The sequence below is a fragment of the Streptomyces vinaceus genome (assembly GCF_008704935.1).
Classification (GTDB): domain Bacteria; phylum Actinomycetota; class Actinomycetes; order Streptomycetales; family Streptomycetaceae; genus Streptomyces; species Streptomyces vinaceus.
Genome location: NZ_CP023692.1, coordinates 18,719 through 33,204, shown reverse-complemented (window position 1 = coordinate 33,204; position 14,486 = coordinate 18,719). Strand labels below are relative to the sequence as shown.

General features: G+C 69.5%; 15 protein-coding genes and 3 pseudogenes. 11 read left to right on the top strand and 7 right to left on the bottom strand.

Features of this window, described 5'->3' with window-relative positions; genetic code table 11:
• Positions 1 to 77 precede the first annotated feature (77 nt).
• From CP980_RS00185 to CP980_RS00165, 5 genes and pseudogenes are all read left to right on the top strand, one after another.
• Complete coding sequence (locus tag CP980_RS00185; protein WP_150492199.1) at positions 78 to 284, top strand: hypothetical protein; 207 nt, start codon at positions 78 to 80, stop codon at positions 282 to 284.
• A gap of 182 nt (positions 285 to 466) precedes the next feature.
• Complete coding sequence (locus CP980_RS00180; RefSeq protein WP_150492198.1) at positions 467 to 1,279, top strand: class I SAM-dependent methyltransferase; 813 nt, start codon at positions 467 to 469, stop codon at positions 1,277 to 1,279.
• Between the two features lie 724 nt (positions 1,280 to 2,003).
• Entirely contained in the window at positions 2,004 to 2,408 is a 405-nt protein-coding gene (locus tag CP980_RS35645) for an alpha/beta hydrolase (protein WP_244328221.1), read from the top strand.
• Positions 2,409 to 2,654: 246 nt separating this feature from the next.
• Positions 2,655 to 3,533: pseudogene (locus CP980_RS00170) on the top strand (IS5 family transposase).
• A 34-nt stretch (positions 3,534 to 3,567) separates the two neighbouring features.
• Positions 3,568 to 4,101 carry a hypothetical protein gene (locus tag CP980_RS00165; protein ID WP_150492197.1) on the top strand — a complete coding sequence of 178 codons (534 nt, stop codon included), beginning with the start codon at positions 3,568 to 3,570 and terminating at the stop codon, positions 4,099 to 4,101.
• A gap of 15 nt (positions 4,102 to 4,116) precedes the next feature.
• Here the strand turns inward: CP980_RS00165 and CP980_RS34930 are convergent, their stop codons facing one another.
• Positions 4,117 to 4,275 carry an RICIN domain-containing protein gene (locus CP980_RS34930; RefSeq protein WP_167535752.1) on the bottom strand — a complete coding sequence of 53 codons (159 nt, stop codon included), beginning with the start codon at positions 4,273 to 4,275 and terminating at the stop codon, positions 4,117 to 4,119.
• 519 nt (positions 4,276 to 4,794) lie between these two features.
• On the opposite strand from CP980_RS34930, the gene CP980_RS00160 reads away from it, so the two are divergent.
• Positions 4,795 to 5,025, top strand: coding sequence for a hypothetical protein (locus CP980_RS00160; RefSeq protein ID WP_150492196.1), 231 nt, complete (start codon positions 4,795 to 4,797; stop codon positions 5,023 to 5,025).
• Entirely contained in the window at positions 5,025 to 5,285 is a 261-nt protein-coding gene (locus CP980_RS00155) for a hypothetical protein (RefSeq protein WP_150492195.1), read from the top strand. The genes CP980_RS00160 and CP980_RS00155 overlap by 1 nt, the downstream gene beginning before the upstream one ends.
• On the opposite strand, the gene CP980_RS00150 is transcribed toward CP980_RS00155, so the two are convergent.
• From CP980_RS00150 to CP980_RS00140, 3 genes are all read right to left on the bottom strand, one after another.
• Complete coding sequence (locus CP980_RS00150; RefSeq protein WP_189999301.1) at positions 5,282 to 5,536, bottom strand: hypothetical protein; 255 nt, start codon at positions 5,534 to 5,536, stop codon at positions 5,282 to 5,284. The two genes, CP980_RS00155 and CP980_RS00150, sit on opposite strands and share 4 nt — an antisense overlap.
• Before the next feature lie 353 nt (positions 5,537 to 5,889).
• Entirely contained in the window at positions 5,890 to 7,122 is a 1,233-nt protein-coding gene (locus CP980_RS00145) for an FAD-dependent monooxygenase (protein WP_150492194.1), read from the bottom strand.
• Positions 7,123 to 7,141: 19 nt separating this feature from the next.
• The gene (locus CP980_RS00140) at positions 7,142 to 7,999 is read right to left on the bottom strand and encodes an alpha/beta fold hydrolase (RefSeq protein WP_150492193.1); all 858 of its coding nucleotides are present in this window, start codon (positions 7,997 to 7,999) and stop codon (positions 7,142 to 7,144) included.
• A 74-nt stretch (positions 8,000 to 8,073) separates the two neighbouring features.
• On the opposite strand from CP980_RS00140, the gene CP980_RS00135 reads away from it, so the two are divergent.
• On the top strand, positions 8,074 to 8,961 hold the full coding sequence (locus CP980_RS00135; protein WP_150492192.1) for an AraC family transcriptional regulator: 888 nt from the start codon (positions 8,074 to 8,076) through the stop codon (positions 8,959 to 8,961).
• A gap of 717 nt (positions 8,962 to 9,678) precedes the next feature.
• Here CP980_RS00135 and CP980_RS00120 read toward each other — a convergent pair.
• On the bottom strand, positions 9,679 to 10,227 hold the full coding sequence (locus tag CP980_RS00120; RefSeq protein WP_132752834.1) for a putative immunity protein: 549 nt from the start codon (positions 10,225 to 10,227) through the stop codon (positions 9,679 to 9,681).
• 716 nt (positions 10,228 to 10,943) lie between these two features.
• Here CP980_RS00120 and CP980_RS36635 point away from each other — a divergent pair.
• A pseudogene (locus tag CP980_RS36635) lies at positions 10,944 to 11,228 on the top strand (erythromycin esterase family protein); the annotation flags it as partial.
• A 79-nt stretch (positions 11,229 to 11,307) separates the two neighbouring features.
• Positions 11,308 to 12,202, top strand: a pseudogene (locus tag CP980_RS00110) (IS5 family transposase).
• On the opposite strand, the gene CP980_RS00105 reads toward CP980_RS00110, so the two are convergent.
• On the bottom strand, positions 12,135 to 12,587 hold the full coding sequence (locus CP980_RS00105; protein ID WP_150492191.1) for an Imm7 family immunity protein: 453 nt from the start codon (positions 12,585 to 12,587) through the stop codon (positions 12,135 to 12,137). The pseudogene CP980_RS00110 and the gene CP980_RS00105 overlap by 68 nt on opposite strands.
• 323 nt (positions 12,588 to 12,910) lie before the next feature.
• Between CP980_RS00105 and CP980_RS00100 the strand changes: the two genes are divergently transcribed.
• Complete coding sequence (locus CP980_RS00100) at positions 12,911 to 13,720, top strand: protein kinase family protein (RefSeq protein ID WP_150492190.1); 810 nt, start codon at positions 12,911 to 12,913, stop codon at positions 13,718 to 13,720.
• Positions 13,721 to 13,883: 163 nt separating this feature from the next.
• Here the strand turns inward: CP980_RS00100 and CP980_RS00095 are convergent, their stop codons facing one another.
• Entirely contained in the window at positions 13,884 to 14,468 is a 585-nt protein-coding gene (locus tag CP980_RS00095; protein ID WP_150492189.1) for a hypothetical protein, read from the bottom strand.
• Positions 14,469 to 14,486 lie beyond the last annotated feature (18 nt).

Genomic DNA, 14,486 nt, shown 5'->3' with positions numbered 1-14,486 from the left:
GCGGCCTAAATGACCAGAATTTCTGGCTGCGTGTCCTAGGCTCCGCCCTTGGCATCAGTGGATCGACAGGAGACCCCATGATCGGCGTGCTTGTGACTTTCACGCAGACCGAGAAGTTCGATCACGCAACTCTCGCCAAGATCGCGGGCGAGCTCCGAGCACCGTTCGAAGGCATGGCCGGCCTTCGATTCAAGAGCTTCATGCTCGACGAAGACAGTGGTAGGGCAAGGAACTTCTACCTGTGGGATGACGAGGAGAAAGGCCGCGCCTTCTTCACGGAGTAGCTCATCGGCAAGGTGACGGGAATTTATGGCGTCTCACCCACAATCGAATACCTCGATATTGTGGGGTTCGTCGACAACTCGGGAACCTGATCCTCGTTGCAGATCCCTGTGATGTGGGGATGCGAGGCCGGGTATCCGCGCGTCTGTGGCTTCTGCCGGGGCCGGTCGGGGATCGTGGTGGCATGAAGGAGCAGCGGTTCGATGTGTGGGCGGCTGGGGATGCCTACGAGCGGTACATGGGCCGGTGGAGCCGTCTGGTCGCGGAGGAGTTCGTGGCGTGGCTCGACTGCGGTGACGGCCTGCGGTGGCTGGATGTGGGCTGCGGTACGGCCGCGTTGACCGCGACGGTGGCCGAGCGATGCCGGCCCCGGACGGTGGTGGGGCTGGACGGGTCCGCAGCGTTCGTGGCCACGGCGCGTGCCTCCGCTCCCGCGCCGGCGTGCTTCGTCGTGGCCGACGGAATGGCCCTGCCGGTACGCGACGCCGGGTGCGACGTGGCTGTCAGCGGACTGGTGCTCAACTTCCTTCCCGCGCCGGGTGCGGCGGTGGCCGAGGCATCGCGCGTCGTGGGGCCGGGCGGGCTGGTCGCATCGTATGTATGGGACTACGCCGGGGGCATGGCGTTGCTGCGTCACTTCTGGGAGGCCGCGAGTGCGGTGGACCCTGCGGCCGCAGCTGTGGATGAGGGGCGCCGGTTCCCGATGTGCCGCCCGGAGCCGCTCCGGGCCCTGTGGACAGAGGCGGGGCTCGTGGATGTGACCGTCGCCCCGATCGAGGTGGCCACTGTCTTCTCCGGCTTCGCGGATCTGTGGGAGCCGTTCACGGCCGGGCAGGGCCCCGCCCCCGGCTACGTCGCCGGCCTCACCGAGCCCACCCGGGACCGGTTGCGTGACAGGCTCCGCGATACCGTGCCGACGCGGCCGGACGGGTCGATCGCGCTCACTGCCCGCGCATGGGCGATCCAGGGCCGAAAGCCCGGCCGCTCCCGCACCTGACAGCGCCGACACGCTCGCGGGCCAGCCCCAGTCCGCTCCCTTTCGAGGCATCTCCACCGTCACGGTGGCCCACTCCGGGAATCGCCTGGACATCCGGAACTCGCCCACGGCCGATGGCGCGGTACTCGTACAAATCCGCTGCTACGGCCGCCCGGCCCAGCGGTTCACCCTCAACCCGTTCTTCGTTTTCGTACTTGCACGACGCCAGGTCCGGGTCGGCCAGCGGTATCAGGGCCTGGCCGCTTCTCTACGATGTCGCCATGACGATCTCTGGACGGGAACATCCGCTGATACGCGTTCTGTACGACGAGTCCCGCCATGACCTGCGGGATCCGGCTCATCCGCGTCCCGTCCGCCTCTACCTATGGGAGCCGGAGCATCCCCTGACCGCACCAGCCCCGCTGGTCGTCGTCTCACACGGCACCGGGGGCTCGGGCGGAGACATGGAGTGGCTGGTGCGTCCGCTGCGTGAGGCGGGATTCCGGGTGATGGCCCTTGACCACCACGGCAACAACTTTGTCGACGGTTACGAGCCTGAGGGTTTTCTCCACGTGTGGGAACGGCCCCGGGACGTCTCCTTCGCCCTCGATGCGCTCGCTCGGGAACAGCCCCTCGGTCCGGTCGGCGCAGCGGATTCTCCCTCGGCGCTTATACGGCGGCGGCACTTGCCGGGGCCCGCGTCGATCCGCAGATTGCGTGGGCCGTGCTGTCGGGGGCGCTGCCCTTGCCTGACATACCCGAATTCCCCGGCGTAGTGGAGGCGCTGCGGAAGAAATATCCCGAAGACGAGTCTTCGCGGCTTGTGCTGGAAGGCGCTGGAGCAGACCTCTTGGATTCCCGGATGCGAGCGGTCTTCCAGGTGGCCCCAGGCGTCGGCGGTTTCGTGACCCCGGAGAGTCTGGCAACCGTGCAGGTGCCGGTGGAGATTCGCTGGGGAGGGGCGGACACGGTCAACCCCTATGAAGTCGATACCAGGCCGTACCTGGAGCACATTCCCACGGCGAATGGCCGATCGGCCGGCCCCCACGTTCGCCACGACGACTTCTTCGCGCCGGATCCTGCTGACCCGACCGTCCGCGTGCGGGTTGGCAGGGAGGCGGCCACCTTCTTCCTGCAGCACCTTGGCTGACCGCGCGCAGTGCACACGCCGGGACCCCGGCTCCGTCCCTATCTCGAACAGCCCGTGGCGCTGCGTCAGACCGCTCCTTTTACCCTTTCCTCCATTGCGGCTTCGTTCTCCATGGGGCCCGGGGCCGCAGGGCGGCAATGCCTGGTGCCCCCGTCGGGGTGGTGGACGGGGCACCGGGTGTGGGGCGGGTTAGGCAGTGTCCGGCGGATCATGTGACCGCCGGATTGCCGGTTCGTTGTCTTCGTCATGGGGCGGGGTGATCTGACGAATTCGGAGTGGATCCGACTGGTGCCGCACTTGCCGGTGTCGGGACAGCGCGGCGGCCGGTGGAACGATCACCGCAGGGTGATCAACGGTATACCTGTTCCGGGTGCGAACAGGTATACCGTGGCGGGACCTTCCAGAGCGTTTCGGCAGCTGGAAAACGGTCTATGAACGGCACCGACGGTGGTCAGCGGACGACACGTGGGACCGGATCCTGCGTGCCGTCCAGGCCGACGCCGACCTCGCGGGCCGGATCGACTGGAGCGTGGTCAGCGTCGACTCGACGTCATGCCGGGCCCATCAGCACGCGGCCGGGGGCCGAAAGAAGAGGCCCCGCATCCCGAAAAAGGACAACGCCCCGGCATCACCGCTCCGACGAAGGACTCGGGCGGTCCCGGGGCGGCATGACCTGCAAGATCCACGTTGCCGGTGAAGGCGGCTGCCGCCCCATGGCGTTCCTGGTCACCCGGCCAGTGGGGAGACGCACCGCAGATGATCGAAGTCCTCGAACGCATCCGGGCTTCCCGCCCTCAGGACGGACGGCCGCGCACGCGGCCGGACCACCTAGGCGGCGACAGGGCATACAGCTCACGCCGCAACCGCCGCTACCTGCGAAGACGCCAGATCAAGCACACCATCCCCGAACCGAAGGACCAGCGGGCCAACCGCAAACGGCGCGGCAGTAAGGGTGGCCGGCCCACCGGCTTCGAAAGCGAGATCTACAAACGCCGCAACGAGGTCGAGCGCACCATCAATCGACTCAAGAACTCCCGCGCCGTCGCCACCCGCTACGACAAGCGGGCCTACGTCTTCCACGGCACCGTCACCACCGCAGCAATCCGCCTATGGCTCCGCCCGTGATCTACGAGGCACCCTGTGGTTCTAGAGTCTCACCGTGGACGTCAACAGCTGGTTCGAGGTCGAGGACCCGGAGGAGTACGGCGAGGAGCCCTGGGACTTCGACGAGGCCGAACTTGCCTTCCTGGCAGCCCTGCGAGCCCGGGCCGCTGATTGGCAGGTGCCGTGGGCTCCCAGCCAGGTCGGACGGCCCGAGGACGAGTCGTCGTTCCTCGTCCATATCAGCCTTCTCGACGAGGCGCGCCGACTGGTGCTCGCCGAGTGGGCCGTGCACTTTTACGGCACACACGTGAAGGCCGGGAAAGTCTGCGACCAGCTCTTCAACCTTCACGAGTCGCCCGAGCATGGCTTCTTCCGGGCCTCCGGCACGGTCGAGGAGCTCGCGGAGCGGTGCGCCGACTGGTTCGAGAGCCTGTTGTGCCGCCCTGTCGTCCGCGTCGAATGGCCATTCAAGGACGGGAAGCATGCGACCCACTGGGAGTTCGCCGACACAGGCGAGATCCTGGCGACGCGCGGCTGCATCCCCGCCGACGGCTCATCCCCGGCCCACCGCCTCCCGGTCCGTCCCTGATCCGCCGGACACTGCCTAGGGGAGTGCTGCCCAGGATTGGGAGTTCGCGTTGCCTGACCACGCGGTGGTCACCTTCGTGTCCGCGGAGATGGTCTTGCCGTTGATGTCGAGCACGAGTCCGGTCTGCGGGTTGGTGAGTTTGAGCCCTTTGGAGGCCCGGCACAGATCAGCCATCTCCAGTCGGCCAGGAGCAGGGACAGGGGCGGGCCGCGAGCCGGTGGGCGGGAGATGCCGACCGTGCAGGTCTTGTGCTTCGGCTTCGTGACCGAGCCCGCGAGGCGCGGCCGTGGGGGTTCGACGGCGCCCTCCGCTTCCCCTCCGCCGGGGCCCCGGTGGCACTCCGCTCTTCGCCTGCGGAGCTGCGTGCCGCTCCTGCGGGCGCGCGGCTGACTCCGCACCATGGCCACAGACATCACAGGTCACAGCGCATTCTGCCTGGCCGTTGGCGACCACCGGCATCTGGCGTCCCATGCGGTGCCGGCGGATACGGGCTGGCCGACAAGATCCAAAGGAGACGGCCCTGCTCACCGCAGACGTGGGCGTAAGGCCGGGCCTCAAACGCGGCCTCCGGTGTCGCTATCGGGTAGGCCCGGCTGCCGGGTCCCCGAGCCGGTTCGTCTGAGGGGATCCCGGGTGTGCGGGCGGGCCGATACGGTGGGGGGAACCTGCCAGTCCGTGCCCCTGGAGCCCTCGATGAGCGAACAGCCGGCCCTCGCCGACACCCGGCAGCTGCTGGAGCCCGCCGCCGCGGACGCCGTACGCGCCTACGCGGCCAGGACCCGCGCGAACGCCGACCACTACGCCGCCGTCCTTGAGGACATTGCCGCCAACGGCCTGCCCGCGGTGGAGGACTGCACCCCCTGGGAAGAGCTCCGCGAGGCCCACCTGGCCCGCCTTGCCGCACAGCGCCCGGCCGTCGCCTGATGACCGCACGCCGCGCCCGCATCGCCTTCTCCGACGCCGCCGCCAAACAGCTGGAGAACATCACCAGCGAGGCGCACGTCCACGCACTGGACCGCGCGCTGGTGGTCATCTCCGTCGACCCCGAGATCGGCGAACCGATCCCCGGCGACACCACCGGCCCCCAACTGCGGCAGTACACCGACGAACTCGAAGCCGTCCGCGTCCTGTACTTCGTCACCGCCCTGCGCACCGTGGTGGTGATCGCGTACATCGAGGTCTAGGCCGGGCGAACGGCCGTGCTGTAGTCCGGCTTGAGAGCGGGGCGGTCGGCGGGTGAGAGCGAGGTGAGGCGGGAGCCGATTCGGAACCGTATCTCGCCCGCTGCCCGGCGGATGTCCTCGCTCTGGGCGGTGTCATCGAGGAGCCCCAGGAGCATTATCACCGCTCGTGCCTCGTCCGCGCTGATGAGTTTGGGGCGGGGTTCGGTGACGCCGTCGAGGAGGGTGTCCAGCAGGTCCAGTGTGTCGTCCATGCCAGGTACAACGCCCGGACGGCGCGCCCGTCACCGTGCTACCCAGCCCAGTGCACGCGCGGCGCCGCATCCAGCGGGTGGGTGCGGCCGGCAGGTCAGGTCTTCTGCAGCGTCCTGTCCCGGCTGAGTGCCTTCTGGAGTTCGTCGCGGATCATGGTGGAGCGGCCGGGGACGCGCCGGTCGCCGCCTCCGGGTCATGGGGCCGAGTGGCAGGATGCTGGTTTCAGGCATGACGGTTCCTCATGTAGGGGCAGGCCAGCTTGCAAAACCCCGCACTCATCCTGCTTTCCCCGCGCCCGCGCACTCGTCCTGGGTCCGACGCACCCCGGAGTCGGCCCTGCAACGTCGTACGTTCACCGCTCGGACCGAAGCGAGGTGGTGGCGGGTGGCGCCAGGTAGTCCTGGAGGGACATGGAGTCGTACAGGCGTGCGGTTCTGGTGGTGAGCCGCAGCAGTGTGCGGCCGGGCCCTGCGGGCAAGGCGGAGATCAGTCGGGCGCCGTGCGCCAGTGCGCGCACGCCCAGGAGGGAGGTGGGGATGAGGGTCTTCGCCGCGCTGAGCGCGGCGGCCCGGCTGCCCCTCACGTGCTGTGCCATTACCCGCTCGTAGGCGGGGAAGGCCCGCTCGTGGTCACCGCCCGCGCGCGCCAGTTCCCCGGCGAGGACGTAGGCCCCGACAACGGCGAGGCTTGTGCTGCCGCCCACGGCCGGGCCGGGGGAGTAGCCGGCATCGCCCACGAGCGTCACGCACCCCCTGGACCAGGTGTCCATGCGGAGTTGGGTTATCGAGTTGAAGTAGAAGCCTGGGGTCCGGTTGAGGCCGTCCAGCCAGGAGTCGACGTCGGGGTGCATGCCGGTGAATGCGGCGTGCAGGAGCTGCTTTTGCCGGGCCAGGTCGTGGTGGTGGTAGTCGAGCTGGTGCTCGCTTCGGAAGAGGAACAGCGCTCGTGCGTCGCCCAGGTGGCGGGCGCCGTACATGCCGGCCGTGCGGCCCACGCCTGTGTGCATGACGAGCTCGCGGTCGAGACCGGCGCGGTTCGGCAGGACCAGTACGCCGAGGTAGGCCCCGAGGAAGGCTGTGTAGCGGGACTCGTCGCCGAAGACGAGGCGGCGCACGGTGGAGTGGAGTCCGTCCGCGCCGACGACGAGGTCGAAGCGCCGCGGCGGGGCGTTCTCGAACTGAACCCGGCCGTCGGGGGAGATGCTGATGACCGAGTCGCCGAAGACGTACTCGACATGCTCCGCTGTCAGGTCGTAGTAGATCTCGCTCAGGTGGTCGCGCATGATCTCGACGTGCCGCTCGGAGGCGGCGCTGAAGATCTTTGTGAGGTCCGCCCGTACGGGACGCCGCGCCCCTTCCTGGTAGACGGCCATCCGGCTCGTGCCGGTGGCCCGCTCCTCGATCCGGGGCAGAGCGCCCATTCTCTGCGAGACGTCTAGGGCGGGCCGGAACAGGTCGACCGCGTGCCCGCCGGTCCTGCGCGGGGTCGGCGCGCGCTCTACGACGGTGACGCGGAAGCCGTGTCGGGTGAGCCAGTGGGCCAGAACCGGACCCGCGATGCCGGCGCCGGAGACCAGGATCCGCATGACCCTTCCTCCTTTTCCTTCAGTCCGTCCGCGCCGGGCGCGGCGCGGTGAATGCCAGCAGCTTTCCGGCCGTCCGCTGCGGATCCTCCAGCAGCGGCGAGTGCCCGAGACCGGGCAGCAACTCGACCTTGGCGCCCGGGACCTTGAGGTAGTCGGCCGCGGAGGAGGACCGCCATCGGCGGTCGGCCTCGCCGAAGAGGACCAGGAGGGGCTTGCCCAGGACCGTCAGCCGGTTGGGCAGCGGCTGCTCCTGGAGGTAGGAGCGGATGGCATGCGTCGTCGCGGCGAGCGTGTGGAGGGTCATGCCGCGCACGTCGTCGAGGAGGACCTCCGGAATCTGGTATCCCGGGCGGCTGACGGCGGTGGAGGCGAACGCACGGAGCTGCTCGTCGGTCGGCGGCCATTGTGTGAGGTCCATAGCCCCGGTCTCCGGTGCGCGCAGGGCGTCCAGGGCGGGGCCGGTGTTGATGAGAACGAGCGCGCTGACCAGAGCGGGGCGTTGTTCGGCGAGAGCGGTGGCGACGACGCCACCGCTGGAGTGGCCGACGGCCACGGCGTGTTCGACGCCGAGCCGGTCCAGCACCATGCCGGCGCGGCGTGCCTGATCCGGGACCGCGTAGCCGCTCCTGGCCGGCTGCGCCGATCGGCCGTGCCCCAGCAGGTCGATCCGAATGACGCGGTGGGCCCCGGTCAGTAGCGGGGCCATCGCGTCCCACGAGCGCGTCGAGGACGCGGACCCGTGGACGAGTAGGAGGGCAGGCGCACCGCGCGGACCGTCCTGACGTACGTGGATGTCGCCGTCGTCCAGCGACACGATCGAATCCCCGTCGGCCGCGCCGCGCCCGCGCACGGGCGGGTCTTGCTCAGAAGCAGTCATGCCCCCACTGTCGCCATCGCGCGCGCCGGTGGATTGGACGAATGTTCCCGCCGAACTCGTCTTAGCATGGATCGATGCAGACGTTCGCGCACGGTGCGGCTCAGTGGCATGTCGCGCGCCCGAGGAAACCCAGCCGGGTGCCGGGTGTGTCCATGGCCGGGTTCGACGTGCGGGACCTGGCGGCGCTTCGGATCGTCCCGCACCCCGCCGTGACCCTGCTCGTCGAGTTCGGCGAGGGCACGTCCGTCATCGACTGTGCTGCAGGGCGGCAGCAGCGGGGAAGCGTTGCCGCAGGAATGGGCCTCGGGTCAGGCGGAGCGGTCCGGGCGCGGGGAAGGGACGTCGTGTGCGTGCAGGTCCGCCTGTCCCCGGTGCTCGCCCACGCGGTCCTGGGCTCCTCTCCCGCCGAACTCGAGGGCGCCGTCGTACCACTGGAGGACCTCTGGGGCTGTGAGGTGGCTCGGATCCGCGAGCAACTCGCCGACGCCCCGTCATGGCAGGACCGCTTCGCGCTGACGGACATGCTGCTGGCCCGCCGGTTCGAGACGGGGCCGACGCCGGACCCTGAAGTGGCATGGGCCTGGCACCGCATCGTCGCTAGCCGCGGCGTGGCCCGGGTCGACGCGCTGGCGGACGAGGTCGGCTGGAGCCGAAAGCAGCTGTGGTCCCGCTTCCGCGCACAGCTCGGCCTGCCTCCCAAGCGCGCCGCGAAGCTGGTCCGCTTCGACCACGCCGCCCACCGCCTGGTCGCGGGCGAAGGAGCGGCATGCGTGGCGGCCGACACCGGGTACGCCGACCAGTCCCACCTGCACCGGGACGTCATGACCTTCACCGGCGCGACACCCACGACTGTCGCCGGTGAGCCCTTCCTCGCCGTCGACGGCCTGGCCTGGCCCCCGGACCCGGCGGCCGCCCTCCGCCCGGCGCGGGGCCCGCGGCACGGTCGGCGGATGCGGGAGTGACCATAGGGCCGGACCTCAGACGTGTTGCCAAAGTCCACCGTCGCACTGGATGTTGATCCTGCCGGATCTTGCTTGGTGTAGATCACGGCGGCCGGCGATCAGGGCGCGGGCGGGGAGAAGGGGCACCAGGATGGGTGAGCGGTGGCTGACGCGTAGGACTGCAGCGCTCGACCCAGGACGAGGGAAGTTGTCCGCTCCGCTCGACGGCCGCCGCGCGGGCTACAGCCAGCCTCGCTTGGCCGCCCGCTTCGAAGCGGCTGGAGCGTTCAGGCGTTCCATCAGCGCGGCCATCTGGCGGCGGACCGTGCGGACAACACCGCCGCGGTCGACTCGTGGAGCTGGGACTGCTCCAAGCTGACCTCCGGCGACTTCAACGGCGACGGCAAGAGCGACATCGGCGTCCTCTACAACTACGGCCGCCAGACCGACGGCACCAACCGCACCGGCCTGTGGAAGTTCACCTCCACCGGCACTGCCTTCGCAGGTCCGGTCATGAGCTGGGACAGCGCGGGCTCCCTCAGCTGGAACTGGATCTCCAGCGACCTCGCCCGAGCACCTTCTCGCCCGCTCACGGGCCCACGAACGACCCGGCCAGGACGGCGACCGCCGCCTGGCCGTCGGTGCACCACTGCGTCCTGACCACGGCTGACCCTGGGAACCAACGGGGTGGGCCCGACCTGGAAGATGCGGCGCGGACGAGGGCCGAAAACGAAGACGTCAGTCGGCGTGGGTGAGTGAACGAAGGTCGGCATCCAGCATGCGGATCAGCTCACCGACCCGTCCGCCGCCACTCGGCGCCGTCGGGAAGCGTTTGAGGACGTCCACGAGGGTGGGTGTCGCTCGACGAACCATCCGCTCGAGATGGCCGACGCCAACGCTTCGATCGTCGTCGGCGACGAGTTCGGCCGCTCTGGCCGCGTGGGCTCCAGCTCCGAGAATGTGCTTGACCTGCGTGGCTTTGGCCAGTGGATGCAGGTAGGCGGCGCCTGCCGCGGACATCGCTGCCCGGGCCGCCTCATGCGCGGCCGTGGTGTCCGCGCTCTTGGCCGCCTTGAGAGCCGCCCACGCAGTGTCGCGCAGAGCCTTCCCCCGCTCACCACCCCGAGCGAACTCCCAAGCGGCCCCGATGGCGTCCCGAGGCCGCGCGTCATCCGGCTGATCGCCCTCGAACACCTCGAGCACCGTTTCCGCGCACGCCGCAGCGAACGCGGTCACCTCACGAAGGTCCTGCCTACTCAGAGCGATCTCGCCCTCTTCCCCTGCCATGACCCCATCCTCACCCATTGCCCAGAACAAGCACCCAGTCCCCCGAAAGCCGTAGCGCGCCCCTGCGACCTGCCGATTCAAGGTGACGGCGACTGTGCCGGCACCACACCCGCGTCCCCACTTCGCGGGGAGGCACCCGTTGCGAGTGTCGTGATCATGGAACCCGAAGCCACGATGCCGCTCGGCGAATGGACCGCCCGCAACGCAGCGCCTCTTGCCGCCTCCGGCGCCGATGCCCCCGTTGATGACCTGTCGGCTCTGAGCCGTCTAATCGGCAGCGCACGCGTGGTAGCCCTGGGGGAGAGCTCCCACCAGATACGAGAGTACGGACTCTTACGCGACCGAATGCTGCGCTTCCTCACCCAGGAGCACGGATTCACCGTCTACGCGGCGGAACTCGCGACCGTCTCCGGTCGGGCCCTCGACGCATGGAACGCGAGGTGCCGACACAGACCTCGATGTCTTGCTCACCCCCAACGCTGGGGGCTATCCGGCCCAGTCGGCGGAAGGCCGCGACACCCTGCGTTGGCTGCGTGCCCACAATGCCGCGGAGACGTACCCCGTCCAGGTCGTCGGACTCCACATCTCTGCCGCAGGCGGTTCACTGGCTCCGGTCCTCGAACTGATGGCCACCCGTCTCGCCGCCATCGCCCCCCGCGTAGGCACTGTACGAGGACGTGGTCGACGACGTCTGGGCAGCGTGGCGCACGGACCAGATGCAGCGCGCGATGGAAGCGCTGTTCGATCGGAACCCCGATGCCGCTGACCTCTCCGCCCGTGACCGCCACCTCGCCGACAGCCTGCTCAACCTCCCCGACCGATCCGCTCCCGACACGCGCCTCGTGCTGGTCGCGTACAACGCCCACATCCAACGACGGTCAATCCCGAGGGCACGGCCCCTGCCCCGTGTCCCCATGGGACACGTCCTCGCCCGGCGGCTCGGACAGGACTACGTCTCGACGGCGATGACCAGCGGCGGCGGCACAATCGTGCAGAACGTGCCTGATCCGGCACACCTGCCAGGCATGCGCCAGAGCGCCACGGACGCCCCCGCACCGGTACCCGCCAGCGTGGAGGCGACTGACGATTGCCGAGTGGGTCCGGCTGGAGCCACACCTGCCGACGTCGGGACGACGTGGCGTCCGGTGGAACGATCACCGCAAGGTGATCAACGGGGTCCTGTTCCGGGTCCGGACGGGCGTACCCTGGCGGGACCTTCCCGAGCGTTCGGCAGCTGGAAGACCGTCTAAGAACGGCATTGGCGCTGGGCGACGGATGGCACGTGGGACCGGATCCTGCGTGCCGTCCAGGCTGATGCCGACCTCGCGGGCCGTGTCGACTGGAGCATGGTGAGCGTCGACTCGACGTCCTGCCGTACCCATCAGCACGCGGCCGGGGTCCGCAAGAAGAAACCACGCGTCCCGAAAAGAGATCGACGCCCCGGCACCACCGCCCTGACGAAGGGCTCGGACGGTCGCGGGGCGCTCTGACCTGCAAGCTCCATCTCGCCGGTGAAGGCGGATGCCGTCCGCTGGCGTTCCTGGTCACGCCCGGCCGGTGGGGCGACGCGCCGCAGGTGATCGAGGTCCTCGAACGCCTCCGCGTTCCCAGCCCGCAGGGCGGACGGCCACGCACCCGACCGGACCACCTCGGTGCCGACAAGGCATACAGCTCACACCATAACCGCCGCTACCTGCGAAGACGCCAGATCAAGCACACCATCCCCGAACCGAAGGACCAGCGGGCCAACCGCAAACGGCGCGGCAACAAGGGCGGCCCGCCTACCGGTTTCGACAGCGAGATCTACAAACGCCGCAACGAGGTCGAGCGAACGATCAACCGGCTCAAGAACTCCCGGGCCATCGCAACCCGCTACGCCAAGAGGGCCTTCGTCTTTCACGGCACCGTCACGGGCGCGGCGATCCGCCTATGGCTCGCGGCCGTGATTCGCCAGAGGGGACCGACTGGTCAGTGAGGGGGTCTTCGAGCGTCGGGATGCATGGGGACAGCAACGTCTCCGTGTGTTCGGTGACCGATCCCCGGGCGAGTCTCAGTACACGTACCTCGTTCTCATGGGCCGCGTCCTCGTCGTCGCGGATGTGCAGAAGGCCGTAGGAGCCGGGAGCAACCTTCGCGACATGCTCGAACAGATCGACGACATCGAGCGACGAGCGGTGATTGGGATGGCCTCCTAGGTGGATGAACGGCTCGCCGTTCATCCACCTGAGATCAAGGAGGTAGGGACTGGCCATCTGGGCGATGCGAAGCCGAAGCTCATCCACGATCTGCCGCAGTCGGACGTCATCGTCGTCATCAACCGCGGTCTCCCTGACGGTGATCCAGCCATGGTATTCGAGCATGCCGCGATTCTAGTGAGGCCAGCTGGGCCTCAGCCGTCCCCTCCCGGCATGATCCGCCGGACAGTGCCTAGCCGGGGAGTGCGTGGCCGGGCGGTGGCGGCGCGTTACGGTCAATGTCGCCAATGCCGGGTGGCGGTGGGATGGTGGCGGGTAGTTTCGCCGCCATGACCGTTCCTCTGCTTGACCGGCGTCCGTCGTCTCCCGGGCCGACGTCTAAGCCTCCGCCGGGGCGTCCGTCTCCTGATCCGCCCACCCGTCCGGACAAGAACCCGCCGTTCCCGCCGAACAATCCGCAGCAGCCCCGGCCAGGAGGCTGACCGGTCATGCGCGTTGACCGGCTCCCGTTCGAGGAGCTTCCCGACGAAACCCGGCAGACGATCGCGGCCCGGGTGGGGGAGGACTGCCCCAGAGCGGAGGTGGAGTCGGGGACCAGTTCCGCGCTCGCGTCGCTGTTCTGGCCGGAGTCGGGCCCGGAGATGGTATTCGTCAAGGGCCTGCCTCTGGACCACCCCCGGATCGGTGAGCTCCGGGCCGAAGCAGCTGTCGCCCCGTTCGTTCCCGCCATTGCCCCCAGGCTGCTGTGGCAGGAAGAGGCCGGCGGGTGGCTGCTGCTGTGCTTCGAGGGCGCCAACGCGTCTGCATGGGCGTACTTCGGCGAGGACGGTGACCATCTGGAGCCGGTCGCCGCAGCCCTGCGCGAGCTGAGTCTGCTTCCGGCGCCTGACGGGGTGCGGCTGACGCCGTGGGATCGGTGGGGCGAGTACTGCGACCCCACCCACGCAGGCCTCCTGACGGGGGACCGGCTGGTGCATTCGGATCCGGCCGCCACCAACTTCATGGTCGAACGCAGTGGCCGGGTGTGGATGATCGACTGGGCGTGGGCGATGCGCGGCCCCGCCTGGATCGACGCCGCACTCTGGGGTTTCCGCCTCGTCCTGGACGGCAAGCAGAGCGTCGAAGACGCGGCGCGCTGGGCCCAGACCATCCCCGCGTTCGCGACGGCCCCTCGCGAGGGGGTGCGGGTTCTTGCGGAGGCGGAGGCGCGGTCCTGGGAGGACTGGCGCGAGCACGGAATGACCGAGCTGGACGAGACGATCACAGCCGCCCGCGCATGGGCCGCGCACTGGCGCTGACGTCCACCGCAAGCCCCGGTACTCACCCTCACGAACACCTCGCGCTTCACGGGGCCGCGGCCCGGCGGCTGCGCGTCCGCGCACCGCCCCCACCATGTCCCGGCCAGACGTTCGGCCCCGCTACCGTGCCGGCGGCCTGGGAGGCTGGAGGCCTGCCACCGGGTCAGGGGTGCACGTAGTCGTTGAGGTAGCGGCGAGCGGCACTTTCGCTCGTGCCGAGCGCGGTCGCCACGTCCTTGAGCGGTACGTCGCGGGCGGCGAGTTCGTACGCGGCGTCCTGGCCGGCCTGGCCGATGACGTACCGCAGGTCGGCGAGGGCCTTCAATACGACCAGCGGTTCCTCGACAGCGAGGACGTCGAGTTGCCGGACGAGGTCGGTGAGCAGCGCGGTGAGCTCGGCGGGGAGCGGGACGGCGGCGTCCCGGACCACCGACACGTGGGCCTCGTAGTCGCCGATGGGCCCGGACAGATCGACGTCCGCCTCATACAGCGGCTGGTCGCCTCCGAGCCGGGCCCAGTCGAGGGGGTACTCGGCCGCGCCCCGCCAGCCGCACGAGCAGCTGCCCCGCAACACCAAGGCCCGGGGCCGCCCACGCCGGCCGTCGTACGCGTGCCACTCGGTCGACGAGGGCACGTCCGGACCGCTGCCCACGTCGAAGTAGACCGGGCCCGGCTCACTGCCGTCGGCCAGCAACACCCCGACCGACCCCTGATGCGCAGCCCCCAACGCCTTCAGCACCCTGTCCACCACGACCCACCCCCACCC